At 35.6% G+C, this 24,949-nt stretch carries 24 protein-coding genes and 2 pseudogenes; 18 read left to right on the top strand and 8 right to left on the bottom strand.

Going from position 1 to position 24,949, the window contains the following annotated elements; all coding sequences use genetic code 11:
* Window positions 1-4 precede the first annotated feature (4 nt).
* The 4 genes from FFM71_RS10960 to FFM71_RS10945 all read left to right on the top strand — a co-directional run bounded on the left by FFM71_RS10960 (window position 5) and on the right by FFM71_RS10945 (window position 3,675).
* Window positions 5-703 carry an SIS domain-containing protein gene (locus tag FFM71_RS10960; RefSeq protein ID WP_137612217.1) on the top strand — a complete coding sequence of 233 codons (699 nt, stop codon included), beginning with the start codon at window positions 5-7 and terminating at the stop codon, window positions 701-703.
* 126 nt (window positions 704-829) lie between these two features.
* On the top strand, window positions 830-1,849 hold the full coding sequence (locus tag FFM71_RS10955; protein WP_137612216.1) for a serine hydrolase domain-containing protein: 1,020 nt from the start codon (window positions 830-832) through the stop codon (window positions 1,847-1,849).
* On the top strand, window positions 1,846-2,901 hold the full coding sequence (locus FFM71_RS10950) for a dipeptide epimerase (RefSeq protein ID WP_137612215.1): 1,056 nt from the start codon (window positions 1,846-1,848) through the stop codon (window positions 2,899-2,901). Before FFM71_RS10955 ends, FFM71_RS10950 begins: the two co-directional genes overlap by 4 nt.
* 6 nt (window positions 2,902-2,907) lie before the next feature.
* Complete coding sequence (locus FFM71_RS10945) at window positions 2,908-3,675, top strand: serine hydrolase (RefSeq protein ID WP_137612214.1); 768 nt, start codon at window positions 2,908-2,910, stop codon at window positions 3,673-3,675.
* A 187-nt stretch (window positions 3,676-3,862) separates the two neighbouring features.
* On the opposite strand, the gene FFM71_RS10940 is transcribed toward FFM71_RS10945, so the two are convergent.
* The gene (locus tag FFM71_RS10940) at window positions 3,863-4,324 is read right to left on the bottom strand and encodes a hypothetical protein (RefSeq protein ID WP_137612213.1); all 462 of its coding nucleotides are present in this window, start codon (window positions 4,322-4,324) and stop codon (window positions 3,863-3,865) included.
* Between the two features lie 163 nt (window positions 4,325-4,487).
* Window positions 4,488-5,264, bottom strand: a complete 777-nt coding sequence (locus tag FFM71_RS10935) for a potassium channel family protein (RefSeq protein ID WP_137612212.1) — start codon at window positions 5,262-5,264, stop codon at window positions 4,488-4,490.
* 125 nt (window positions 5,265-5,389) lie between these two features.
* Here FFM71_RS10935 and FFM71_RS10930 point away from each other — a divergent pair, with 125 nt between their 5' ends.
* Window positions 5,390-6,169 carry a TraX family protein gene (locus FFM71_RS10930; RefSeq protein ID WP_137612211.1) on the top strand — a complete coding sequence of 260 codons (780 nt, stop codon included), beginning with the start codon at window positions 5,390-5,392 and terminating at the stop codon, window positions 6,167-6,169.
* Window positions 6,170-6,287: 118 nt separating this feature from the next.
* Here FFM71_RS10930 and FFM71_RS13920 read toward each other — a convergent pair.
* Window positions 6,288-6,434, bottom strand: a pseudogene (locus tag FFM71_RS13920) (sunset domain-containing protein); the annotation flags it as partial.
* A 492-nt stretch (window positions 6,435-6,926) separates the two neighbouring features.
* Here FFM71_RS13920 and FFM71_RS10920 point away from each other — a divergent pair.
* Entirely contained in the window at window positions 6,927-8,867 is a 1,941-nt protein-coding gene (locus FFM71_RS10920; RefSeq protein WP_137612209.1) for an elongation factor G, read from the top strand.
* Between the two features lie 83 nt (window positions 8,868-8,950).
* Here the strand turns inward: FFM71_RS10920 and FFM71_RS10915 are convergent, their stop codons facing one another.
* Complete coding sequence (locus tag FFM71_RS10915) at window positions 8,951-9,241, bottom strand: hypothetical protein (RefSeq protein WP_137612208.1); 291 nt, start codon at window positions 9,239-9,241, stop codon at window positions 8,951-8,953.
* A 139-nt stretch (window positions 9,242-9,380) separates the two neighbouring features.
* Between FFM71_RS10915 and FFM71_RS10910 the strand changes: the two genes are divergently transcribed.
* The gene (locus FFM71_RS10910; RefSeq protein ID WP_137612207.1) at window positions 9,381-9,806 is read left to right on the top strand and encodes a universal stress protein; all 426 of its coding nucleotides are present in this window, start codon (window positions 9,381-9,383) and stop codon (window positions 9,804-9,806) included.
* A gap of 111 nt (window positions 9,807-9,917) precedes the next feature.
* Here the strand turns inward: FFM71_RS10910 and FFM71_RS10905 are convergent, their stop codons facing one another.
* Together FFM71_RS10905 and FFM71_RS10900 are read right to left on the bottom strand one after the other, a co-directional pair.
* On the bottom strand, window positions 9,918-10,436 hold the full coding sequence (locus tag FFM71_RS10905) for a phosphatidylglycerophosphatase A family protein (RefSeq protein ID WP_137612206.1): 519 nt from the start codon (window positions 10,434-10,436) through the stop codon (window positions 9,918-9,920).
* A 21-nt stretch (window positions 10,437-10,457) separates the two neighbouring features.
* On the bottom strand, window positions 10,458-11,114 hold the full coding sequence (locus tag FFM71_RS10900; protein WP_137612205.1) for an HD domain-containing protein: 657 nt from the start codon (window positions 11,112-11,114) through the stop codon (window positions 10,458-10,460).
* An 809-nt stretch (window positions 11,115-11,923) separates the two neighbouring features.
* Between FFM71_RS10900 and FFM71_RS10895 the strand changes: the two genes are divergently transcribed.
* The 3 genes from FFM71_RS10895 to FFM71_RS10885 all read left to right on the top strand — a co-directional run bounded on the left by FFM71_RS10895 (window position 11,924) and on the right by FFM71_RS10885 (window position 14,721).
* Complete coding sequence (locus FFM71_RS10895) at window positions 11,924-12,487, top strand: peroxiredoxin (RefSeq protein WP_137612204.1); 564 nt, start codon at window positions 11,924-11,926, stop codon at window positions 12,485-12,487.
* 493 nt (window positions 12,488-12,980) lie between these two features.
* Window positions 12,981-13,730, top strand: coding sequence for a nicotinamide riboside transporter PnuC (pnuC, locus tag FFM71_RS10890; protein WP_137612203.1), 750 nt, complete (start codon window positions 12,981-12,983; stop codon window positions 13,728-13,730).
* Window positions 13,731-13,800: 70 nt separating this feature from the next.
* Window positions 13,801-14,721, top strand: coding sequence for an alpha/beta hydrolase (locus tag FFM71_RS10885; protein WP_223876532.1), 921 nt, complete (start codon window positions 13,801-13,803; stop codon window positions 14,719-14,721).
* Between the two features lie 205 nt (window positions 14,722-14,926).
* On the opposite strand, the gene FFM71_RS10880 is transcribed toward FFM71_RS10885, so the two are convergent.
* Window positions 14,927-15,931, bottom strand: coding sequence for a carboxylesterase family protein (locus FFM71_RS10880; RefSeq protein ID WP_137612202.1), 1,005 nt, complete (start codon window positions 15,929-15,931; stop codon window positions 14,927-14,929).
* Between the two features lie 588 nt (window positions 15,932-16,519).
* Between FFM71_RS10880 and FFM71_RS10875 the strand changes: the two genes are divergently transcribed.
* Complete coding sequence (locus FFM71_RS10875; RefSeq protein WP_137612201.1) at window positions 16,520-16,900, top strand: DUF8453 domain-containing protein; 381 nt, start codon at window positions 16,520-16,522, stop codon at window positions 16,898-16,900.
* Window positions 16,901-17,035: 135 nt separating this feature from the next.
* Entirely contained in the window at window positions 17,036-17,407 is a 372-nt protein-coding gene (locus tag FFM71_RS10870) for a YxeA family protein (protein ID WP_171000554.1), read from the top strand.
* 431 nt (window positions 17,408-17,838) lie between these two features.
* Here FFM71_RS10870 and FFM71_RS10865 read toward each other — a convergent pair whose 3' ends face one another.
* Window positions 17,839-19,128 (bottom strand): glycosyltransferase family 2 protein, encoded by a 1,290-nt coding sequence (locus tag FFM71_RS10865; protein WP_171000553.1) that lies wholly within the window; start codon window positions 19,126-19,128, stop codon window positions 17,839-17,841.
* A gap of 291 nt (window positions 19,129-19,419) precedes the next feature.
* Between FFM71_RS10865 and FFM71_RS10860 the strand changes: the two genes are divergently transcribed.
* From FFM71_RS10860 to FFM71_RS10845, 6 genes and pseudogenes are all read left to right on the top strand, one after another.
* On the top strand, window positions 19,420-20,367 hold the full coding sequence (locus FFM71_RS10860; protein ID WP_137612198.1) for a LacI family DNA-binding transcriptional regulator: 948 nt from the start codon (window positions 19,420-19,422) through the stop codon (window positions 20,365-20,367).
* Between the two features lie 94 nt (window positions 20,368-20,461).
* Window positions 20,462-22,123 carry a glycoside hydrolase family 13 protein gene (locus FFM71_RS10855; protein ID WP_137612197.1) on the top strand — a complete coding sequence of 554 codons (1,662 nt, stop codon included), beginning with the start codon at window positions 20,462-20,464 and terminating at the stop codon, window positions 22,121-22,123.
* 12 nt (window positions 22,124-22,135) lie between these two features.
* Complete coding sequence (locus tag FFM71_RS13670; RefSeq protein WP_223876531.1) at window positions 22,136-22,528, top strand: alpha-amylase family glycosyl hydrolase; 393 nt, start codon at window positions 22,136-22,138, stop codon at window positions 22,526-22,528.
* A gap of 36 nt (window positions 22,529-22,564) precedes the next feature.
* Window positions 22,565-23,107: pseudogene (locus tag FFM71_RS13835) on the top strand (alpha-amylase family glycosyl hydrolase); the annotation flags it as partial.
* Window positions 23,108-23,134: 27 nt separating this feature from the next.
* Window positions 23,135-23,431, top strand: coding sequence for a hypothetical protein (locus FFM71_RS13830; protein WP_306437284.1), 297 nt, complete (start codon window positions 23,135-23,137; stop codon window positions 23,429-23,431).
* A gap of 183 nt (window positions 23,432-23,614) precedes the next feature.
* Window positions 23,615-24,928 carry an ABC transporter substrate-binding protein gene (locus tag FFM71_RS10845; RefSeq protein ID WP_137612196.1) on the top strand — a complete coding sequence of 438 codons (1,314 nt, stop codon included), beginning with the start codon at window positions 23,615-23,617 and terminating at the stop codon, window positions 24,926-24,928.
* Window positions 24,929-24,949: the final 21 nt, after the last annotated feature.

Below are 24,949 nucleotides of genomic sequence, written 5' to 3'. Positions count from 1 at the left end.
AGTTATGGAATTTTTTGATGAGATTAGTAAATTAGCAAAAGTACTTGAAAAAGACGAGGCTGAAAATATCCATAAAGCTGCTGAAATCGTAGCAGAAGGAATTATGAATGGAGGAGTTACTCAAGCATATGGTGGTGGACATTCATTCTCAGCAGCAGTTGAGATTAGTGGCCGTGCTGGTGGTCTTATTCCATCTAAAGTGATTCAAGATCCAGCTGGTGGAGATTATGAACAATGTGAAGGAGTTGGTACACTTCTTATGCACAGAGTTGATTTACGAAAAAATGATATTCTCTTTTTAATTTCAAATTCAGGACGTAATCCAGAAATTTTGGAAATGGCTGAATATGCAAAAAAGAGAGGCATTAAAATAATTGTACTTACTGCGCTAGAGTCTTCTAAAAAATCAACATCAAGATCATCACTAGGAACTTTGTTGTATCAATATGGTGACGTCGTTCTCGATAATCATTCCGTATTTGGCGATGCAGCCTTAACTGTTGATGGATTTGATTCCAAGGTTTGTGGTACATCATCAGTCGCTGCGGATTTATTGTTACAACAAGTTATTTATGAAGCTATTCAAACCATGGTATCTAAAGGATATAATCCACCAGTTTATAAGAGTGCAAATATTGATGGTGGTCCAGAGTTCAATGAGGCTCTTGAAGATAAATATGCAGATAGAATTTTCCATATCTAGATTTAATTTGAAGAATAGAAAATAACGTTAATTTTTAAGTGTTATCACAATGAATTTTAAAATATAAATCATAATAAAAGAGCACTTCATATTGAAGTGCTCTTTCTGTATAAGAAGGGACAAGAATTGATTGATAACAATGAAGCTATTGATAATTTAATAAAAAATTCTGTTAGAGAGATGAATATTCCAGGAGCTTCTTATTCTCTATTATCGGAAGATGAAATTAGTACCCATTATATTGGATATCAAGAAAATATGCCTAATCGAACCCCTCTCAGACCTGGGATGTTATATGATTTAGCATCTTTAACAAAAGTAGTAGGAACGACTACTAGAATCTTACAATTAGTGGAACAGGGACAGATAAAATTGACAGATCACCTGGATAAATATATTCCAGATACTACTTTTGGAGAGGTTACGATTAAGGAGTTGTTGATGCACAGCTCAGGATTACCGGCTGATATAAAAAATAAACATGATATGAATCAATCTCAATTAATAGGTGCAATTAAAAATAGTAAATTGATAAATGAATCTGGAAAAAAAATACTATATTCCGATATTGGTTATATTTTATTAGGTTTTATTATAGAAATAATTGATGGAAATCTTTCCGAAAGCTTAAGACAGAACGTTTTTTTGCCAATGGACATGATTCATACTACATATAAGCCGAACGCAACAACAAAAGAGTTAATCGTTCCAACTGAATATCAGAAGAGTCGTGGTGGATTACTTAGAGGAGAAGTTAGTGATTATAAAGCTTTTTCACTTAATGGAGTTAGTGGTCATGCTGGTTTATTTTCATCGCTTAATGATATGAATAAATTTGTACAAATGTACTTACACAATGGAGAGTTTAACCATAAAAGAATATTAGATTCTAAAACAATTAATTTGTTTAGTAAGAATTATCAAGATGGGAGAACATTGGGATGGAAACAATGGAATCCTAAGCATTTAGAACTGTGGCATACAGGATTTACCGGAACTTCAATTGCTTTGGATCTAGAACAGAAACGAGGGTTTGTATGCTTGACTAATAGAGTTTATCCGAATCGCCAAGATAAGAAGTGGTTAGATACAAGAAGATTAGCTATTGGCTTGTTTTTTAATCGTCCGGAGGTGATTGGACAATGAATACAATAGACAAAATAGATTGCAGTCTTATTAAAATAAAGTTGAATAAGCCCTTTGTTACAGCGTTACATGAAGTAGATAGTGTGCAAGCTGTTAAGGTAAAGGTGATTTTGGATAATGGGTTATCAGCTATTGGCTCAGGTACACCTAATGAGATGGTTACGGGGGACTCATTGAAAGGTATGCTTGATATTATCACAAATATAATAAGTCCCAAGATCATGGGCAATTCATTAGACAATTGGAATAATCTTATTGATGAATTACAAAATTCTGTTGAAGGAAATTATCCGTCTAAAGCTGCTCTTGAAATTGCATTATTCGATTTAAGGAGTCAATTATTTAAGACATCATTAACAACGTTGCTTGGTGATAAAGACAATTTACCGGTGAAAACTGATTACACCATAAGCATTGGCTCGAACCAGGAAATGATCAAAAATGCTAAGGAAAAAATCAAACAAGGTTTTACTTCGTTGAAGATAAAAGTAGGTGAACGTGAATATTATGACGATGTTAAATTAATTGAAAATTTATCTGAGTCATTGACTGATAATATTACCTTTCGTGTTGATGTTAACCAAGGATGGACAGTCAAGGAAGCGATTGAAGCAGCGAATGAATGGAAAAGTAAAAATATAAAAATTGATTTTATTGAGCAACCTGTAACCAGATATGATTTATACGGGATGAAAGAAGTGACTGAAAATTCACCATATCCAATTATGGCCGACGAGAGTGTTTTTTCATTGAAGGATGCCATAAATGTAATTGAGGCACATGCCTGCGACCTAATTAATATAAAACTGATGAAGACTGGTGGCCTTAGTGTAGCTGAAAGTATTAATAAGATTGCCGAGGCCTTTGGAATCAAATGCATGATTGGTTGTATGATTGAATCTCCAATAAGCATTGCTGCGGCAGTAGATTTTGCCTCGACTCATTCTAATGTTGTATACGCGGATCTTGATTCAATCTTTATGATCGATAATAAAAATCTTGAATTTAAAAAAGATGAATTATTACCAATGCAAAATGGACGTTGGGAGTGATGGACTTTGTTAAAGAATAACCTTATAAATAAGTTAGATTATAGAGTTGATTCAGCAGGTATAGATTGTTCAGTTCTGGTTACGGATAATCACGAGAATATATTGTATCAATATAATGCTGATAAAATTTTCCCCTCAGCTAGTTTGATTAAAATAATCATTGCTAGGTATGCATTGGAATATGAGAAAAGGGATTCCACATTTATGGATCAAATGATTTTAGTGGATCCTGACAATATTGAAAGAGGTGCTGGAGTCATTCGAGGGCTATGGAACCATAAGTGGAAGGTTCATGACTTAATGTATTTAATGCTAAATGCCTCGGACAATACGGCCACTAATGAACTTATCAAGTATTTTGGATTACATAATTTATCAAATTGGACAGAAAGTCATTATACAAATGTTGAAATTAAAAGATATATGATGGAGAGTTCACCAAAAGATAATTTAATAAATTTAAACGAATTTATAAGACCCTGGCGAGAGTTATTTGACTCCAATTCAAAGGTTAGCTATACGATAAAAGAGGCACTAAGACATTCGTTGAATAAGGATAAGCTTCCTGGTTTAATATCTGAAATTCCATTCTCCGGAATCACATACAATAAAACTGGTGAATTATCTAATGCAGAACATGATATTGCCAGATTTGTAAAAGATGACGTTTTTCTTGACTGTGCTGTTTTAACTGGCTTTAAATCAGAAAATGAACGTGTAAAATGTATAAACTTTATCCAAAATGTCGGATTGATTGTAGCAAAATCACTGTAAGATGTCGTGTTTCATCTTGTATCTAGGAGAGAGGGGATATTTATGATTATGGTTTTCCTCAAGGAAAGATAAACAGAATAACTTACTGTATTACTAAATGTATGTGTCCAAGTATAAAAGACTGATAAATTTAATAATAAGAGGATAACCTTAGCTAAAAAATCAACGGCCCAATAGTCGGCATATCTTATTTATTCCAAGTAAATTCCTTATTATCCAAATATTTTGATCTACCCACATACCCACCATCGCAGAAAATAATAGTAGCCAGTCCGTCCATATAAGTAGTTTTATCAAAATTTTTCCAACTGTCTGCTATTCTCAAGGTAAATAATTGGGCCTGATTAACAATATTCTCACGTTGGGTTGATTTTAATTTTTTAAAACTAGACGTAACGTAAACCTCAACTTGATTGTTATTAAGAAACTTGATATTCTTCACGAATTTGGACCAATGATTTGAATCATTGGCTTCAATTTGCTGTTGTTCATATAGTTGATGGCTTAATTTTTGATTAATTTTTCGTAATTTATTATAGGCCTTAACTAGCTTAACCTCATGGTTCGTGTCAGCTTTAACTGTTGTAGTATTGCTCATCGGTATAATTGTTAGAAGCAGTCCTAATAGTGGCATTATTTGTTTTTTCATTGGTCACTCCTCAATATTTGAGTACAGTATAGCCGAGAAGGGGCAAGTGATGCCATTCGAATTTGATATGACGAATTATTGAATGTTTAAAGAAAATTCACTGATAAACCAATAAAAATCCACTGCAATTGGGCAATGGATTTTTTCGTAGGTAGTTAAAGAATTATTTGTTTTGACGGTCATCAAGGTATTCTTTACCCTTTAATTCAATGACATCTTTTCTTAATTTACGATTTTCTTTCTCAATTTTATCTAATTTTAAAAGAATCTTATCAAGTTTATCCTCATTCTTAGCGGTTTTTTCAGTGGTTACGTAATTGGTAATTGTGCTGGTTAAGGTTCCAATGAAACCGATACCAATAATCATTAGCGAGATAGCAGCAAGACGACCAACGAGTGTTTTGGGCGCCACATCGCCATAACCGACTGTTGATGCGGTGACGATTGCCCACCAGAATGAATTACTCAATGACACTCCTTCAGCCAAAGAGTAAGTAATTGCAGCTGTGACCAGAATAATTCCACTGATGATTATCAGGTAAATAAACCCGTTGATTTTGAGAAATTTCTTAGCATTCTTCTGCATTTTTCCAGCAGTTCCAATAAAACGAACCAATGTAAAAATTTTTGTAAAGCGAATTACGTTGATGATTCGGAAAATTCTAAAGGCATTGAATAACGTATTAAAGGGCATGATTGCTAATAAATCGACAATATTGTGGCGGAAAAACTTTGATTTATCTTTTGCTAAATACAAGCGTCCAAAATAATCGAATGAGAATATTAATAATGTTGCAATATCAATCTCTAAGTAAGGTGTTCGAGAAACATTGAATCCAGGAATATAGCTCAGTACCAGAATAGTCAATGAAGCCAGTCCAGCAAGAGCAATTGTGACATAATAACCATTTGAATGAAAAAACTTGTGGAATTTGGACATTTTTAATCAACTCCGTTATTTTTCTTACTAATTTGTAATATAGCACTAACAGTTATGTTAGGTATATTTACATTTGTAAAAAATTTCTTAATAATGTGAATAATACCTTAAGGAGAGATTAATATATGCAGCAATTCACACCTGATAATTCATCGAAGGCGATGAATCGAGAAACGTTTAAAATCATTTTAATGGGGTTGATGGTTTTAGACCATATTACATTTTTTATATCACCATATTTAGCTGATTTCTTTCATATTATTACGAGAGTAGTAGCAGTTGGTTTTGCCTATTTAGTCGTTGAAGGGATGTTTTATACCCACAGCCGTAGAAATTATGTTGGTCGTTTAATTGGTTGGGGAATTTTCATGGCTCTTGGCAACTATCTAATGAATTTATTTGTTTTACGAAAGCAATATCTAATGTCTATTACGGGCGACAATATATTTTTGACCCTTGCAATTGGAGCACTGGTGATTTGGTTATGGGATAATCGACAAGAAGATGGGAAAAAACGTCGAAACTTGAGAATTCTGTCCATAATAGTATTAATACTTGGATGCCTACCTATTTTTGAAGGCAGTTTTGTGATTTTACCATTTATGTTGATCACACAGTTAACATATAAGAACGTGAAAAAACGTGACTTGTGGTATATATTCTTGGCTATTTTGATGGCTGTGGTTGAACTGCCTACAGTTTTTCAAAGTTCGGATCTCAGTCCACTAATGATTTTCGATGGTATTGCAATGAATGCCAGTAATATTTTCTTCATTTTGATTATTCCTATATTGCATTTTTACAACGGAAGAATTGGGAAGTATGGTGCGCAATTAAAATATCTATTTTATATTTTTTACCCGCTACATTTATGGCTGATCCATTTAATCGCTAATTTTCAATAAAAAACGGCGGTACAAGGATGCTAATTTTTCAAACGTTCAAAAAATAAGACAGGCGATCTAAGTTCTAGATTGCCTGTCTTATTGGATTTAAATTAGAGTTATTTTTACTTCATTACCATTATTTCTTAGATTTTTGATAACCAGCATTGATGGCATCTTGTTCGGTATTGAAGTAGACCACGTTTTTAACATTGATCTTATAGTTTTGTTGTCCGGGAAGATGATAAATTTTAGAATCCGAGTTACCGACGATTTTCCCATTGCTTGTGTTTACATTAGGAGTTTTAACTGGTGTTGTGACTGTGGCATTTTTGACAGTCACTTTACCTAAATAATTCGATGCGACCCATTCATTTGTAGCTACACGATAGTATTTCAATCCGTCAGCGCCAATCACTGTTTGATTGTAATACCAAGCTGTATTGGGTGCTAAACCACGATCAGTAATGTTCAAAAAGACATTTCCGTGCAGTCCATTGAGATAGGCCATTTTATTAGTCGTCACGACACCGGTTGCGTTCATATCGATATTACTAGTGGTGGTTGTGCTAGCTTGAGCAATGGCAGGAAAAATTGAGCCAATTAATATTAAACCAGATGCAATAATACTAGAAATAATTCCCTTTTTCATTATGAAATCCCCTTATAAAGATATTTTATAAAATTAATTATATCAAATTAAATTGTCATTTAATATAGAATTCTGCTGTCTGTGATAAACTAATTAGCGTGAATTAATTCTGGAGGGGAGATCATTATGAAACAAATCGTAGCGGGGATTGTAGCACACGTTGACGCTGGAAAAACAACACTTTCTGAGGCAATGCTTTACCGATCGGGCGAACTGCGAAAATTGGGTCGAGTTGATAAAGGCGATGCTTTTTTAGATCCCGATGAATTGGAAAAGAAACGTGGTATTACAATTTTCTCCCACCAGGCTAATCTTAAATATAACGATTTAAAATTAAGTTTATTGGATACTCCGGGACATGTGGATTTTGCATCACAGACGGAGCAAGTCATGAGTGTTCTGGATTATGCAATTTTAGTTATTTCCGCAACTGATGGTGTGCAAGGATATACCAGAACTCTTTGGCATTTGTTGGAATATTATCAAGTTCCGACGTTTATTTTTGTGAATAAAATGGATGCAGATGATGTTGATAAAACTGTAGTTATCAAGCAATTACAAACACAGCTTGCATCTGGATGTGTAGTTTTTAATGGTTCAGATATTGAAAAATCCTATGAAGAAATTGCCATGCAAGATGATGATGTTCTGGAGAGGTTTCTAGATGGAGGAAAAATCTCTGATGAAACTATTCAAAAGATGATTAAAAGCCGTCAAATTTTCCCATGTTACTTTGGTTCAGCCCTGAAAGTTGCAGGTGTCGATGATTTTCTAGCAGGTCTGGAACATTGGACGACTGAACCGGGTTATCAGGCGGATTTTGCGGCAAAAGTTTTTAAAATTTCACATGATGATAAAGGTGAACGATTGACTTGGGTGCGGGTGACAGGTGGGGTTCTGCCCAATAAAGCAGTTTTAGTTAAGAATCAAAAGGCCAATCAACTTCGAATTTACGATGGTGCTAAATTTACAACCGAGCCAAAAATAAAAGCAGGTGGGGTCTGTGCGATTACAGGACTAACTGATACTTATCCTGGCCTAGGACTTGGTCAAGCGCAGAATAGTTTAAAACCAACGATTCAACCGGTATTAAACTATGCCTTGAATCCTAAAGAAAATGATATTCATACTTGTTTAACTGCTCTACGCGAATTGGAAGATGAAGATCCACAGTTACATGTATCATGGTCAAGTCATTTACAAGAAATTCGAATTCAAGTTATGGGTGAAGTTCAGTTGGAGATCTTACAACAATTATTGTTAAAGCGCTTCAATTTAAACGTCGATTTTGGGGAAGGCAGCATCCTTTATAAGGAAACAATTACTCAAAATATTGAAGGTGTCGGCCATTTTGAACCATTACGTCATTATTCAGAGGTTCATCTACTCATGCAACCTTTACCAGCGGGGAGTGGATTAGTTTTTGATACTGATTGCAGTTTGGATGTCATGGCAAGTAATTGGCAACATCAAGTTTTGACGAATTTAAAGTCGAAAGAACATCTGGGTGTTTTAACTGGGTCTCCAATTACGGATATGAAAATCACGCTGATCAATGGCCGTGCCAGTAACGTTCACTCAGTTGGTGGTGATTTTCGTGAAGCAACCTGGCGTGCTGTGAGACAAGGATTAATGATTTCAAAGCAGAATAATGACTGTCAATTACTCGAACCTTGGTACCGTTTCAGATTAGAGGTAACCCAAGATCAGGTCGGACGGGGCATGAATGATATCCAGAAGATGAGTGGTGCTTTCGATGCTCCCAATATTTCTGGAGAACAGGCTGGATTAAATTTGACCACTATCACTGGCTTTGCCCCGGTGTCTGAAATGCAAGGCTACGCTCAGACGGTTAATTCATATACCCACGGGCAAGGTCAGTTAGAAAGCATTGTGGACGGATATCGACCATGTCATAATGCTGAAGAAATAATATCTGCAACGGATTATGATCCAGTATCAGACTTAGAAAATACTCCAGATTCCGTTTTCTGTGCTCATGGAGCTGGCTATCCAGTGGCTTGGGATGAAGTTCCATCGATGGCGCATGTTGGTTATATGAACTAGTATGCTATAAAAAAACTCACTATCCTTAATTGTTTACCTTAAGGATGGTGAGCTTTTTTGTGTCAGAGTAATTTACTTCACAATTAATAAAAATTATCTAATGCATATTCTTGACCAGCACAGTCGAGCATTTCTTGCCATGATGAAAAAATGGTCGATTTTTGGACATGAATTTCCCAAGCATCGATTGGCAGGCGTTCTAAAGCATTTTGACTTGTAACACCCACAGATTCGAAGAATTCTTCAATGCAAAAGAATTTGGTGTTTTTCTCCATGAATTGATTGGTAAAGTAGTGGGTGAATTGGATCTTGTTCAAGTCATTTCTAATTTGACATTCTTGTTCAATGAGCTCCAGTTTCTGTTTAGTCTGCATAATAACTAATCCCCTATAAAAATTATTTACTATTCACAGCTAGTATAACAAAACTTTATTAATTAATTGTCTAAATATTAACATATTTTTCCGTAACTTGGTAAAATTTAGGTAAAGGATACGAATAGGAGGAATTGTTATGTATAAAAAAATATTAGTGGCTATCGATGGTAGCCAAAGCGCTTACAATGCATTAAACTCAGCTATTGATTTGGCTAAGCAGTTTGACTCAGAACTCTATTTGGTATCGGTCGTTAATACAGAGAATTTGCCGATAAATGTTGGTGTTTCGTATGCACCAGGATTGATTGAAGATATGGAGAAAGCTGCCAACAAAGATTTGAAAAAGGCTCATGATGTTGTAAAGGCTACAGGGTTAACCGCAAAGGTTAATTTATTGAACGGTGAGCCTCGTGAGCAATTGGTTCGTTTTCCAAAAGCAAATGGTATTGATTTAATTGTCATGGGGAAGACCGGAACAAGTGCCTTTACCAGAGTCTTTGTAGGTTCAGTAACACGTTATGTATCTGAGCATACTGATATTAGTTTATTAATAGTTGTTTAATGATAGGAAGAGAGTGGAACAAGAGATGTTCAACTTTCGGGTATAAAAACAAATAAGACAGGTAATCCGTTGTTTGGGATCACCTGTCTTATTTGTTTTTGGGAACTTCGTTTAATTTTCTAACATTTTTGAAACTTCACGTTCATTGTGTGCTAACCAACCACAAGCTGCAGCTGCTATAGCACCAACTAAATCGTCCAAAAAGACATTTATTTTACCAGTAGATTTATCATTTAATTTACCAAGGATTCCATGTTTTAATTTATCGACATAGCCATAGTTGGTGACGGAAACTGAACCATAAAGACTGGCCAAAGTAATTGCCATGTTTTCATCAATACCATAAGTCGATTCATCAGTTTGCATAATACGTTGCATTGGGGCAGACAAAAGTCCCTTTTCAGCCAAAACATCGAGTTCAATTCCGGTCATAATAGCATTTTGAGCTTCCCGTTTGTGTAAGACTTTGTTAATTGCGTAGATTGAAACTTCCTCATTTAATCCAGCAACGTAATCTTTTTCCAAAAAAATGACGATTTCCGCAATATCTTTTAATTCGACACCACGGTCCTTAAGGTTTCTGAGAATATGTTCATAGTATTGTTTATCTTGATCTTCATATGATACCAAAATTAATTTCTCCCTCGTTTGTTATTTTTCTGCATCCCATTCAGCCTTGAATTCGTCGAGAAAGTCCAACATATATTGGTGCCGTTGCTCAGCAATTTTCTTAGCAGTAGGGGTATTCATCATAGCAGTTAATTTCAATAATTTCTCGTAAAAGTGATTGATAATTGTTTCATTATTCAAATTACGATATTGTGCCTTATTCATCTGTCGTCTAGGTTCAATATCCGGGTCATAAATAGTTTCAGAATGGGCGCCACCATAATAGACAGCGCGCGTGATACCAATTGCTCCAATCGCATCCAAGCGGTCAGCGTCTTGAACAATCTGACCAGCCAAAGATAATTTAGGAGGATTTTTCGATAGCGATTTGCTGAAGGATAAGTTATGTGTGATATAGATAACTTCAGCAATTTGCTCATTATTAAAATCGATACTCGTCAAAAATTCCTTGATTTCTTGTTCCAAAGCCGCCGGATCATCAACCAATTTGTCATCAGCGACATCATGCAAGTAGGCGGATGCCAGAGTAATTAGAGAATCAGCATTCTCAGTCTGTAAAATTCGTTTGGACGTTTTGATAACACGTTGGATGTGGTCAAAATTGTGTCCGGTAGCATCTCCAGACATTTTTTCAAAAGAGAACTTCTTAATCGCGGTGATTTGTTCGTCATAAGTCATAAAATCAATCCTTCTATATAATAGTAATGGGTTTTCGATAATCTATAATAGACTAAAAGTTGAAAGTTTAATTAAGTATGCCGTTTCCAGAGCTGAGAGTATTCAATTGCTGCGCGGAACGGCCCGAGCCAGAAGGCGGTCTCGAACCTCGGTTGAAGCCTCGCAAAAACCAGCGAGTCTTCAACTCGCCCGGTGGTGTAAGGACTAAAGTCCTAACGCCACTTTCGCTGCAAATGAATACTCTCAGCTCTTCCAACTTGTTGCTTTTTTACTGAAAGGAATAATAAAACAAAACTCCTGATTATTTAAATAAATTAACTCTATGCCAGTAACAACAATGGTTATATTAGTTTTTTACCTTTCAACTTTTAGATAATAGATTAAATAATGTATTCGTTCTTTATATTACATCACTAAAGGATGAAAGTTTAGTGAAGGATACCTATTTCTAGAGCGGTTTGTATTCATTTTTTTGTGGAATCGTCCAAATTAAATTGTAAAAAAAACTAGATCAAAAAGATTAGCTGGAGGTTGAAGAGGATTTGGGAGCAGCAGTGAAGGTGGCGTTATGGCTTTAGCCATTACACCACGGGCGACTTTTGAGACGTGGTCTTCGTCTTAAAAGCGAGGTTCGAGACCGTACTTTGGCTCGAGCCGGCCCTCACAGCAGCTTCCAAATCCTCTTCAACCGGAAGCGGAACAACAATTACACTAATTTTTAAAATTTGTTATGATAGAGTTGTGCAAACAAATCGCATAATATTAGCAATTAGAATATAATTAAGACATAATTTAGGGAGGCCTAATAAATGAACTATATTAATAAAGAAATACCAGACTTTAAGTTAGAAGCATATCAAACAGGCGAGCTGAAAGAAGTAAGCAAGTCTGATCTGCTAGGTAAATGGTCAGTTATCTTCTTTTATCCAGCTGATTTTTCATTCGTTTGTCCTACAGAATTAAGCGACCTACAAGATTCCTATAAGGATTTTAAGGCTGCTAATGCCGAAATTTATTCAGTTTCCGTTGATAGCCAATTTTCACACATGTCATGGGCTGAGACGACTGACACCATTGGAAAGATTGAATACCCAATGTTATCTGATCAAAAACATCAATTAACTGACTTCTTCAATATTTTGGATGAAGAGAGTGGTCAAGCCTATCGAGGCGTCTTTATTGTTAATCCTGAGGGCGTTATTAAGTCATATACTGTTAATGCCATGGGTATTGGTAGAAATGCTCAAGAAATACTTAGAACTTTACAAGCAGCCCAATTTGTTGCCGAGAATGGTGATAAAGTTTGTCCTACTAACTGGCATCCCGGTGAAAAAACTCTGAAACCTGGTGCTGATTTAGTTGGTAAAATTTAAATAATTAACTTTCAATTATTAAAACAAATAATGTTAGATTCTTTCTAGATTTTGGTTATAAAAATACTGTAATATCATTATTGAGTTAGAAATCAAAAAGAGAAGTCATTTTTGTACTTAGGAAAAAATATTTCTAAGCACAAAATGGCTTCTCTTTTTCCTTTGCCAATTATCTATCACATAGCAATATATTATGAAAAATTCTAGCCGTTATAACTATATATAGTGCTACAAAAATAAAAAAGACAACATATTGTATCAAATGATCAATTGTTAATGTGGTGGGTATAGTAAGCGTTTTACAGCGATATAGCGTCATTACATCTGAAATCATTGGTAACATTTATCATCCAATTGGTGGTATGATTTTAGCTGTCGATTAAATTGATATTTTTTCATAAATACAGTTTGAGGGATAAATACAGTTTGGTTGTTTCAGAGTATAAATGCCACAATCATACATTCTGATTTCAACCTAGAGGAGAAGAAACATATGAGTATTTTCGATCCAAGATGGTATGTTGAACAAATGAAACACTGGAGTTTCAGAAGTTACATGCTATTAATGTTTGGCTTGGGGGCCATTACAGCTTCAACAGTTTCACACGCAATTACACCCATCGCAATTTGGACATGGCTAGCTGCCGTGCTAGGTTTTACATGTACCATTGCTATTACCAACGCTAAGCCACTTAACGGTGTCCTAGGATTAGTTTCAGCACTTATTTACATCTTCGTTGCTATCAACGCTAAGAACTTCTCAGACGTTGTTCTACAACTTAGTTACATTATTCTTTTGGATATTCCAGTTTTGATCAGTCCACAATGGGCTAAGGATGCTGAAAAGCATATCCATGGTTTAACTGGTATGAAATGGCTCAATACCATTGCATTCTTCTTAGTTTCATGGGGATTATTATATTTGATGGATACACATTTGTTCATCAGTCCTCGTCCCATTACTGATTCTGTTGCTGCCGCTATTGGTTTCACAGGTGCTTTGTTATGTACATTGCGTTTCCGTGAACAATATTATTTCTGGACACTTCAAGGAATCATGTCAATCGTTCTTTGGGGAATCACTGCTTCACAAGGCGATGCTAGTCCTGTTATGTTCTTAACATACATTATGTATTTCATGAACGATATGATTGCATTCTTTGATTCACATATTCACTGGTTCCATAAGGATGCTAGTGCTAACCGTGCTCGTGATGAAAAGCTTTCTCAAGAAGAAGCCTAGACTTAATAGTTGCAATTATTTTGCTAACTACTTAGAATTATTACGCGATGAAATAATTTAAGTAGGGTAAATGATGCGAGTAAAAAAATATCTTAAAGTAGCTCTTTTAGCAACAATCGGGGTGGCAGTGGTAGCAGATGTTGCCGCTGGTGGTTATATGTTCAATTATGCGTTCAGTAAGAACGGCTATGCGACGCAGGCTAGTGGTCACTTACAGAAGAATGATCGGTGGTTGCTCAATCAGAAACAGGATATCTGGGAACAAACTTCTAAAGATAACTTGAAGTTAAAAGCCAGATATTTGCCAGCAAAAGGAACAACTGATAAGACGGTTGTTGTGGTTCATGGATATGGAAGTGCCAGTAAATTTATGGGTTCCTCTGTAAAGATGTTTCATGAAGCTGGATATAATGTTTTAGTTCCGGATAATCGTTCCTTTGGCATGAGTCAGGGGAAGTATTCTGGTTATGGTTGGAAAGACCGTAAAGATATGAATAATTGGATCAAGATGATCAATCAAAAAATCGGTTCAAAATCTCAAATTGGCCTATATGGAGTCAGTATGGGGGCATCTACCGTAATGTATACTTTAGGTGAGAAGCCTAAGAACGTTAAGTTTGCAGTCGAAGACTGTGGTTATTCCACTATTTCTGGTGAATTGGATTACCAGTTAAAAGAAATGTTTGGTTTACCTAGTTTTCCTATCGTACCAACAGCAAGTCTTTTCGCCGATGCTTTGGCGGGATACAACTTCTACCAAGCTAGCACTCAAAACACCTTGAAAAAGAGTAAGGTGCCACTTTACGTAATTCATGGTTCGAAAGACACCTTTGTTCCAACAAAGAATGCCTATCAAAACTATGATTATGCTAAAGGTCCAAAGAAACTATGGATCGTCAAGGGTGCAGCTCATGCGGGTTCAATGAAGGTCGCTGGCGATAAATACAAAGTTAATGTGCTTGATTTTGCTAAGAAATACTTTGATAATTAGATTTTTGAATTTACAGCTTATTTTCCGAAGAGGAGAATTAGCTGTTTTTTTCTATATTTATTATTTTTAAAATGAAATTTGCGAATGAAATTTAGGTCAATAGGTTGTCAATTATTAATTTTAGTAAATAAGTAAGCAACATAAATACAGGCAGCAATCAATTAACGATTACTGTCTGTATTTTTATCATCCAAGAATATGGATTTTATTTAGATTGATTAAAGAGCCAATCACGAACGGCAGGAACTGTATATCCATAATCGAACGATGCCATATGCTCCTGGCCTTTATTAGAATTCTCTAGTACCGTTCCAGCTTTCCAAGTAATGAAGTTGGCGTTAGTTTTTGAATTGATTAATTTATTAGCGGCGGTATTCTTCTTGGCTGCCGAGTCAGTTGCGTCGAGCGTTACTTCAGAATATTTCTTATTATCTTTCTTTAGCATACTCTTAACGTTACTTTGACCAGTTGAGGCATTTTCATCACCACCAGCAGCAATGTAGAAGAATTTTTGATTCTTCAAAGCAGACAATTGGCTAACTTCCCATTGTGATGAAACATATAATGTTGCGGCAAATAGGTTAGGGTGTGTTGAGTTGAGATAAAACATTGTCATACCACCCATTGATTGACCAGTGCCGTAAAGACGTTTGGAATTAATGTTGTATTTCTTTTGAAGTGACTTTAATAGATCTAAGTATGTATTAACGTTTTTCTTAACAACAGTAGATCCAAATTGACCCATTCCTCCGGAGACAGTTGAAGTTTCAAAGACGGGAATCAGGACGAAACTGGCATGCTTCTTTTGTTCAGAAGCCGTTGCCCAAATGCTACCACCATATCCTTGGGTGATACCTGTAGCGGTACTTTGTCCGGTTACTGAATCATCAGGAATAAATGTCAGTAAAGGATAGGCAGTCTTTTTGTCGTAATTCTTAGGTACATACAGAGCATAGCGTAGAGTCACACCAGTTTTTTTGTCGGTGTAAGAAAGTTGCTTGAACTCAGATTCAACTGAGCTAGTGACACTAGATAGTGATGGATCAGTCTTGGCGTCGTTAGTATTAGTTTTCTTAAATGATTTTGAACTTGTAGTTTTCTTTGACGAAGAACTAGAATTTGATGAACTGCTGGAAGACGAACATGCCGTTCCAACAAGAACCAATAGTAAAAGTATCGGGATAATGAAGAGTGACTTTTTCGATTTCATGTGTTTACCTTCTCTATTTAAATTAGAGCAAGTATACACTATTATTCTGATAATAAATATCACAAATATAATGTTCAAAACGATAACTTGGCATATCCGAACCGGGCGAGTTTGGATGTCAGAAAAAAACCATCGAACTCAATGTGTCCGACGGCTTCTGTTATTCATAAATTTAGTAATGAGAACAATAAGTAAACTGATGCCTAATGCGGAAATAAATATTATTTCCAAATATCTAGGAAAATAAATATCTCTTGGCAATTGTCTGAGAAAAATCATCCATGCTGACATTTTATTCACCTCTAATCAAGTTCGATTATGCCAGCACATTTTTTTAATATCAAAAAAACCGTCCATACATAATGGACGGCATTTCTAGTTACGGAGTCAACATAACTATTGCATGTACTTTTTTTATTTTTGATAAACATCACTGACATCTATCGAATACTATTATCTCTACTTGGCGATTAAATGTAAATAACTAATCATCTTTATAACTGAACCGTTAGTTTTATGTGACATAATTGTAAGATGAGTTGCACTGTGAAATACTATAGTTATAAAAAATTAGTGGAAGTGGTCAAAATGAGTTTTACATCACAAATGATTTTTAATATTACTATTATTTTTATTACAGTAACTTTGGTCGTTGGGGTTATTTTGAGTGGAATTGCATTGTTTCGAATTGCCGGGGCTTTGAAATTACGGAATAGGATGTTACGACAGGCTACGCGGCCTTATTTAATCTGTCAGCGCAACCATCAACAGTTAATGATCAAGAATCTCGGACCAGTATCGGTGACAATTGATGAAATAGAATCTGATTTTGACCTAACAAGCTTGAATCAACAATTGATTTATGCAAATCAAAGTCTTTATTATAATCTAACTAAACCTGATAAATTGACGCTTTCTGTTAAATATCACGATGAAATTGATAATTATCAGGCAGATTTCAACCTCTAGAACTAACACTTTTAGTTGCTGGATAACCTGATATAAACGTTTTTATACTGAAATACTTACGAACCTTACAAAACCGTTAGGACAAAAGCCATATCAGCTATGCTATCATTCCATTTAGGTAATGGAGGAATGATTATGAGCAAGAAAATTTTGGTTAGCTTAATAGCAATTATTATTTTATTAATACCATTGGCTGGCTATGAATTCTGGTTCGTGCCAAATTATGGTGGTGATGATTACTATACTTACGTCGGTGCGTCATACAAGGAAGTTATCGAGCAAGATGCTTCTGGAAATGATTATCGTGAATATTACTACAATCAAAATGGTTATGATAAAAATGGTACTGAAAAACTTCTCAAATTTGATAGTGCTTTAGGTCGACCCATAAAAGCTAATAACTATTTAAAAGTTACATACAATGATAAACGTCAACAAGTTATTTCGTGGGAGAAGGTTCAAAAGTCTTCAGTCCCTAGAAAATCAATTGAACAAATTCTAAAATAATAGTGAAACAACCAGCAGAAGCTGGGGTACAATATTTTTCCGTTCAAAAAAATAAACCAGTTAATCCAAGAAGGGATTAGCTGGTTTATTTTAATTGGTTCTTTAACTAAAGGTTGAAAGGTGAAAAACTAATATAACCATTGTTGTTACAGGCATAGAACAAATTTATTTAAATAAACAGAAGTTTTCATTTTATTTGTTCAGCAATTAAAAAAATAAAATAGTTGGAAGAGCTGAGAGTATTCATTTGCAGCGAAAGTGGCGTTATTGCTTCAGCAATTACACCACCGGGCGCGTTGGAGACTCGCGGGTTTTGCGAGGCTTCAACCGAGGTCCGAGACCGCACCTTGGCTCGGGCTGTTCCGCGCAGCAATTGAATACTCTCAGCTCTGGAAACGGCATACTTACCTAAACTTTAAACCTTTAGTTCTTTAAATTCGATTAGTTTTGTTCCAAGTCTGCTCACCAATCAATTCATGATAAATTGAAATCAGTAAGCTGAAGAACAAAATTATATATATATAGGAGATTAAACCAACAGCTAGAAATGCTTTTTTAATTTTAACTCGAAAGTTAAGCATATCATCGGATTTCATAATTTGTCCGATATGCTTGTGAAGCTTTAACTGATGCAAGTAAATCAAAGTGAACATAGTTCCGAAGAACAATCCCAATACGGCCAAAACGATAAAAACGACGGACATAAATTCGGGATTGTTTAAATGAATGAAAATGAATTTAGCAGTAAGATAAATAATACTGAAATCTGCCAATAGGTTCAAAATTGGTTGAAAGAAAAAGAAATAAGCATCAAATTTCTGAGCAGGTGACATTTTTCTGGAAGTAAAAATTTTTTTGAAATATTTCCAGCAATTAAAACCACCTTGAGCCCAGCGAGCCCGTTGGAGAATTAATTTTTTGACACTTAACAAGGCCTCCTGGTCAACATAGGCATTGCCAATATAATGAATCCTGATACCATTCAATTCCATCCGTAGGGTTAATTCATAATCCTCTAACAGGGCGTTACCCCAAGGGGCAGCTCCTAATCTTTGGGTTATACTAGAATATCTGAAAAATTGACCATTGCCACAAAGGGCGACAGCACCCAAATAACTCCGAAACATCTGAGTTAGATGATTAATAGTAAAGAATTCAATATCTTGAAAAATTTGAAGAATTTTTTTTGGAGCCTTCATTTTGACACGAAGTTGAACCGCGTCAGTTCTTGAATTACTAAAACTTTCATTTAATTTATCAATACTGTTATTACTCAAAACACCATCAGCATCAATGACGCCGACAATACATCGATTGGGATCCAAGTGATGACGGTGGATATAGACTTTAATCATAGGCATTGCAGTATTGAGTGAGTCACCCTTACCAGTTTGAGCTGTAGGAAGTTTTCTTTTAATAGTAGAAATAGGACCGGAAACACTATTAACTTTAATTAAAGTGTCGTCAACTGAGTCATCGTCTATGACAAAAATATGCTTTCGCCCAGGTAACCTTAAAACATTCTGCAATGTGTTCTGAATAACTTTTCCTTCATTTAAACAAGGAATCAAAATAAAGTAAAAGAATTCATCAGTAGGAACAGTCGATTTAGAATCGACAACAGAATCATGTTTGGGTGGTTTCTTCTCAGTAAGGTAAATGAAGAACATAATAAAACATTGAATCATAAAAACTGTGACAGCAATTAAATAAATAACCACATTTATCATCTCTTTAATAAGATTTCAATACCATGTTCTTCCTGTTTAAACATTTAATCAAATATAGCAGATGTCCGTTTTGTCTAATGAAAATGTGAGTATATATTAAAATTGGTCTAGTCTAAAATAATAGATATAATCTTTTTATATTTCTAGTTACTGGAATGATGATCACGTTATTATTGGAGTATTTAATCTGCAATTGACAATAATAATTAACAATTTTATAAAAATGGGTTTGAAAACGCATTAAATTGGTATAATTAGTTTGTGATATGGAGGGGAAAATGCATGACGACTTTAGTTGATGTGGCAAAGAAAGCCAATGTTTCAAAGATGACGGTTTCAAGAGTCATTAATCATCCAGATAAGGTCACTGACGAGTTAAAACAATTGGTTTATCAAGCCATGCGCGAATTGGATTACCATCCCAATATGATTGCAAAAGCCTTAGTAAATAAGAGCACCCGTATTATTAAATTGTGTATTTTGGAAGATATCGATACGACAGAACCATATTATATGAATTTAATGATTGGAATTGCTAAAACTTTGGATTTACACCAATATTCGTTGCAACTCGTAACACGCAAAAACTTCGATATTGGTAATTGCGATGGTTATATAATCACTGGTATGCGTGAGCAGGATGTTGAATGGATCAGGAATTTGAAGAAACCAGTAGTTATTTTTGGCGAAAATCGTTATGGCTTCGATTATGTTGATACTAATAATAAGACTGGAACCTATTTGTTATCACAGTTGGCCTTGAAAAAGGGTTATGAGCGTTTGATTTATGTTGGAATTGATTCAAAGGAATCATTTGAATATTCACGAGAAGCTGGCTATTTACAACAAGTTCAAGAAAAAAGAATGATGCCTGAATTACATCGATTTGGCAATCACAGTCATTTTGCTGAAGAGTTTATTCGTGACAATTGGAAAAGCATTACAAATAATACAGCCTTTATTTGTGCCTCAGACCGTTTAGCAATTGGTATAGTTCGAGGGATTACTCGCTGTGGTGGAAAAATACCTGATGACTATGGTGTAACTGGTTTTGATGGTGTATTTTTAAATCAGGTGGCTTCCCCTAAGATAACGACCATTAAACAGTCGATTATTGAGATGGGTAGTGCCTGTGGCGAAAATTTACTGGATAAGATTGATACGAATGACAAACAAGGAGCATTGGTCTTTGAACCTAAAATTAGTTTAGGTGGGACATTGCGCGATTAATTTGTTACCGATAACATTGAAGATAGCCTTGCTTACGTGAGGCTTACTTTTTTATACTGATGTGTAAGGGTTTACACGAAGGGGGCCGCTTATTGTGAATTGGTATGATAAAGCAATCATTTACCAAATTTACCCTAAAAGTTTTCAAGATACTAACGACGATGGCATCGGTGACTTACAGGGGGTTACAAAGCGTTTAGGTTACATTAAAGATATGGGGTTTAATACAATTTGGCTGAATCCTATTTTCGTCTCACCACAAGTTGATAACGGTTATGATGTTTCAAATTATTTCGCCATTGATCCAATATTAGGGGATACTGACGACTTTTCAGAGATGATTGAAGAGGCTCATAAGCTGGATTTACATATTATTTTGGACTTGCCAATCAATCACACATCAGATGAACATCCATGGTTTAAAGATGCAGTCAATAATGCTAATAGCATTTTTAAAGATTATTATATTTGGCACGATGCAGTTGATGGGCATGAACCAAATAACTGGGGTTCATTTTTTGGTGGCAGTGTCTGGGAGAAAAACCCCACAAAATCGGATGAATATTACTTCCATCTTTTTGATAAGAAGATGCCTGATTTGAATTGGAAGAATCCTGAGGTACAGAAGTCTGTCGCTGACATTGCAAAATTTTGGTTGGAGAAGGGTGTTGATGGTTTCCGTCTCGATGCATTTATTCATATTGCCAAGGCCAACTTAGATCAAAATTCATTGATAACTGACGAGAAGTTTCCTATTGATGATATCTTCTATGCAAAACTTCCAGCTGTGAAGGACTATATGGCCGGTTTTGTGAAGGAAATTAAGGAGTATAAGCCAGACGCTTTCTTATTTGGTGAGGCGTCCTCAGCCAAGGCTCGTGATGCTGCAGAGTACACACGTCCAAATGGAAATGTTTGTGATGTGGTTGTTAACTCTGATAATTATGGGGAAGTCTATGATGACAGCAATGCGGATATTCCAAAATTTTTTCAGGACCGTCGGTTGTCATTAGATTCTTTAAAACAGACATATGTTACATGGGAGAGTGTCCTAGATCACGTCAGTTTACCGACGCTGACTTGGGGTAATCATGATATTAGTCGAGTTTTGGATCGTTTGAATTTACCAGTTAAGGATGATAAAGTCACAAAATTATTAGCCATGCTTTTATTTTTACAACGTGGGATTCCCGTAGTTTATTATGGTGAGGAAATCGGTATGCACGGCCTGAAGTATCAAAAAATAGCTGATTTTGATGATCAGCGAGCTTTAGATTTGATTAAGAGTTTACATTTGAAGTCCTACGATGATGAGACAATCTTGAAATTTTTGAATAATCAAGATGAAATGACTGCCCGTGGACCAATGCAATGGGATGATTCACAATATTGTGGTTTTTCAACACAACAGCCATGGAATTGGGCTCAAACTGATGCTAATAATGTCGATCAAGAAATTATAGATGATAATAGTGTTATGACTTTTTATCGAAAACTTTTACGTGTAAAAAAACACGAATGTTTCACTGACGGCAATTATCAATTGCTAATTACCGACTCAAAGATTTATGCTTATCTTAGAAAAACAACTGAGTCAGAAGGACTAGTTGTTGCTAACTTTTCTGACCAAAAGAAGACTTTTGTATTGCCAAAGGCCGCTTGGAAGAGTGTATTAACAAATGAATCAATCAAAAAAACCGGCGGTACCATTGAATTAGGTCCCTGGGGATGTTGTGCTTTGGAATCGAGAAAATAGAGGGGTGTAATAATGGCAAGTCAGACGGATATAAAATTAAGAAAAGTTCAAATTTATTCCATTTTTGTTAGAAATCACACAAAAAAGGGTACTTTAATGGCGCTTGAACCAGATTTACAGCGAATCAAGGACCTTGGTACCGACTATATTTGGTTGATGCCCATTTATCCAATCGGCAAGAAAGACCGCAAAGGTAAATTAGGCTCACCATATTCGATTAAAGATTATCGTGCTATTGATCCTAAATTAGGTACTTGGCAGGACTTTTTGAAGATTGTTAAGTCAATTCATGATCATGGTATGAAAGTTATGATGGATATTGTCTATAATCACACATCACGTGACTCTGTCTTGCTACAGGTTCATCCAGAGTGGTTCTTGCATGATAAGGATGGCAATTTATAAAATAAGAATGAAGAGTGGTCTGACGTTGCAGAGCTAGATTATTCTCACAAGGCATTGTGGAATTATCAAATTGAAACGCTAAAGCGCTATGCTAAAATTGTTGATGGCTTCAGATGTGATGTGGCTCCACAAGTTCCAATCGAATTTTGGAAAGAAGCACGAAAAGAGGTTGCTAAGGTTAACCCTAAGACTGTCTGGTTAGCTGAATCAACAAGTAAAGACTACATTCAAAGTTTGAGAGTCAAAGGTTTCCATGTTTCTTCGGATTCTGAACTTTACAGTGCATTTGATATGACTTATGACTATGATATTGACCAAACATGGCGAGAATATGTCAAAGGGAATATTTCACTCAGAAAGTATGTGGAAGCTTTGAATACTCAAAGCGTCATCTATCCTAAGAATTATATTAAGATGCGTGGGTTAGAAAATCACGATCAACCTAGAGCGCACAGTATGTTCATCAATGAAAATGATATGTACAATTGGACTGCTTTCTCTGAATTTCAAAAGGGGTCAACCTTAGTTTATGCTGGTCAAGAGTATGGCTTCAAAAACACACCAAGTTTGTTTGATTCTGATAAGTTGGACTGGAAAGATACCAAGATGGATCTTTCTGCCTTGATTGAACGAATGCATGAGTTGAGTCAGAGTGATATCCAAGTTTCTGGTTCTTATAAGGTAACCGCTCTAGAAAATGATACAGTTGAGGTAACTTATCGCTACGGTAACATCATTAGAATTGGTCTATTCACATTGAAAGGGATGTCAAGCGAGGTACCGGTTGCTTTACCAAGCGACAGTTATACCAATATGCTTAATAATTCCTTGGTTCAAGTGAAAGATGGTATTATTCAACTTGATTATGATCCAATCGTTATTCAAGGAAAGACTAATGAATAAGGATTTATAAACAATTTAAGGCAGCTAATTGGTTTGTGAATTGGCTGTTTTTTTGTTGCCTAAATTTTTTAAGGAAAAAAAGCTGTTATCGGTAACATCACGAAAGCGGTTGCAAAGAAGCGGGTTTCGAAACATAATGGAAATCGTAATAAAGAAATATTATTTTTATAGGGGGCTTTGGTAATGAAGAAGAACTTCTGGAAGCGTTTAGGTAAACGCGTCGGAGTTATTGCTTTGGCAGCCGGTGCAGCATTTATGTTGGCAGCCTGCAGTAACAGTTCATCCTCAGGTAAGGATGTTAAGATTACAATTCTTCAAGGAAAGGTTGAAAATAATAAGCAATTTAAGCAAATTGCGAAAGAGTACGAAAAGAGTCATCCAAATGTAAAGATTGAAGTTACATCAATCGGTGGTGGTACTCAATACGATCCAGTTTTGAAGACAAGAATTTCATCTGGTAACGCACCAACAATCTTTAGTTTAGCTGGTCCAGCTGATGTTAAACAATTTAAGGCTCACGAAGCCGATTTGTCTGACACAAAGGCTGCTAAAGCAGCTCAACCAGGAACATTGGATGCTGTTAAGAATGACCAAGGTAAAGCCGTTGGATTACCATTCAACGTTGAAGGTTATGGATTCGTTTATAACAAGAAGGTCTTCGAAAAGGCCGGAATCGATCCAGAAAGCTTGACTACAGTTGATAAATTAACAGCTGCTGTTAAACAATTGGATGCACAAAAGGATCAATTAGGTATCAAAGGTGTCTTCGCACTTCCTGGTAAGGAAGCTTGGATCATGTCTGATCACTTGTTGAACCTTTATGTAGCACAAGATTACAACGGTAATGCTCAAAAACTTTACAAGTCAAAGACAATGGCATTTTCAAAGAATGCTGATATGAAGACAATGCTTGATCTTCAAAAAGATTACTCAATCAAGCCTGTAATGCAAATGGATTACTCAGCACAAGTTAACCAATACTTCTCACAAGGTAAGACAGCTATGATTCAACAAGGTGACTGGATTTACCCAACAGTTGAAGGTATTGATAAGAACTTCGCTAAGAACGATATTGGTATGATTCCTATTCCCGTACCTGGTGAAGAAGGCAAATTACCAGTTGGTACATCTCTATACTGGGCTGTTAATAGTCAAAAATCTACAGCAGAACAAAAAGCTGCTAAGAACTTCTTAGACTGGTTATACACATCTAAAGCTGGTAAGAAGGATGTTGTTGATACATTGCACTTCGTTCCTGCATACAAGGGTTACGATAACTACAAGATGAAAGATCCATTGACATCAGTAGTATTCAAGTACTCACAAAGTCACGAAACAACAGGCTGGGCATTCCCAGGATACACTGGTACTTCATGGGATCCAGATGTTGCACAACCAAATCTACAAAAGTACTTATCAGGCAAACAAAGCTGGGATAAGACAGTACAAAATATGACTGATGGTTGGGCAAAACAACAAAAATCAGCAAATAATTAAAAGTAACAAAAGAGGGCAATG

Origin of the sequence: Companilactobacillus huachuanensis (assembly GCF_005404815.1) — a bacterium.
Taxonomy (GTDB): Bacteria; Bacillota; Bacilli; order Lactobacillales; family Lactobacillaceae; genus Companilactobacillus; species Companilactobacillus huachuanensis.
Note: the sequence above shows the minus strand (reverse complement) of the source record. Positions and strands in the feature narration are given on the sequence as shown.

Excerpts from the sequence above, each read along its gene's own strand:
- FFM71_RS10960 (WP_137612217.1), top strand. The coding sequence starts at position 5 with ATGGAATTTTTTGATGAGATTAGTAAATTAGCAAAAGTACTTGAAAAA.
- FFM71_RS10950 (WP_137612215.1), top strand. The coding sequence starts at position 1,846 with ATGAATACAATAGACAAAATAGATTGCAGTCTTATTAAAATAAAGTTG.
- FFM71_RS10940 (WP_137612213.1), bottom strand. The coding sequence starts at position 4,324 with ATGAAAAAACAAATAATGCCACTATTAGGACTGCTTCTAACAATTATA.
- FFM71_RS10935 (WP_137612212.1), bottom strand. The coding sequence starts at position 5,264 with ATGTCCAAATTCCACAAGTTTTTTCATTCAAATGGTTATTATGTCACA.
- FFM71_RS10930 (WP_137612211.1), top strand. The coding sequence starts at position 5,390 with ATGCAGCAATTCACACCTGATAATTCATCGAAGGCGATGAATCGAGAA.
- FFM71_RS10920 (WP_137612209.1), top strand. The coding sequence starts at position 6,927 with ATGAAACAAATCGTAGCGGGGATTGTAGCACACGTTGACGCTGGAAAA.
- FFM71_RS10915 (WP_137612208.1), bottom strand. The coding sequence starts at position 9,241 with ATGCAGACTAAACAGAAACTGGAGCTCATTGAACAAGAATGTCAAATT.
- FFM71_RS10910 (WP_137612207.1), top strand. The coding sequence starts at position 9,381 with ATGTATAAAAAAATATTAGTGGCTATCGATGGTAGCCAAAGCGCTTAC.
- FFM71_RS10900 (WP_137612205.1), bottom strand. The coding sequence starts at position 11,114 with ATGACTTATGACGAACAAATCACCGCGATTAAGAAGTTCTCTTTTGAA.
- FFM71_RS10895 (WP_137612204.1), top strand. The coding sequence starts at position 11,924 with ATGAACTATATTAATAAAGAAATACCAGACTTTAAGTTAGAAGCATAT.
- pnuC (WP_137612203.1), top strand. The coding sequence starts at position 12,981 with ATGAGTATTTTCGATCCAAGATGGTATGTTGAACAAATGAAACACTGG.
- FFM71_RS10885 (WP_223876532.1), top strand. The coding sequence starts at position 13,801 with ATGATGCGAGTAAAAAAATATCTTAAAGTAGCTCTTTTAGCAACAATC.
- FFM71_RS10880 (WP_137612202.1), bottom strand. The coding sequence starts at position 15,931 with ATGAAATCGAAAAAGTCACTCTTCATTATCCCGATACTTTTACTATTG.
- FFM71_RS10875 (WP_137612201.1), top strand. The coding sequence starts at position 16,520 with ATGAGTTTTACATCACAAATGATTTTTAATATTACTATTATTTTTATT.
- FFM71_RS10870 (WP_171000554.1), top strand. The coding sequence starts at position 17,036 with ATGAGCAAGAAAATTTTGGTTAGCTTAATAGCAATTATTATTTTATTA.
- FFM71_RS10860 (WP_137612198.1), top strand. The coding sequence starts at position 19,420 with ATGACGACTTTAGTTGATGTGGCAAAGAAAGCCAATGTTTCAAAGATG.
- FFM71_RS13670 (WP_223876531.1), top strand. The coding sequence starts at position 22,136 with ATGGCAAGTCAGACGGATATAAAATTAAGAAAAGTTCAAATTTATTCC.
- FFM71_RS13830 (WP_306437284.1), top strand. The coding sequence starts at position 23,135 with ATGGATCTTTCTGCCTTGATTGAACGAATGCATGAGTTGAGTCAGAGT.
- FFM71_RS10845 (WP_137612196.1), top strand. The coding sequence starts at position 23,615 with ATGAAGAAGAACTTCTGGAAGCGTTTAGGTAAACGCGTCGGAGTTATT.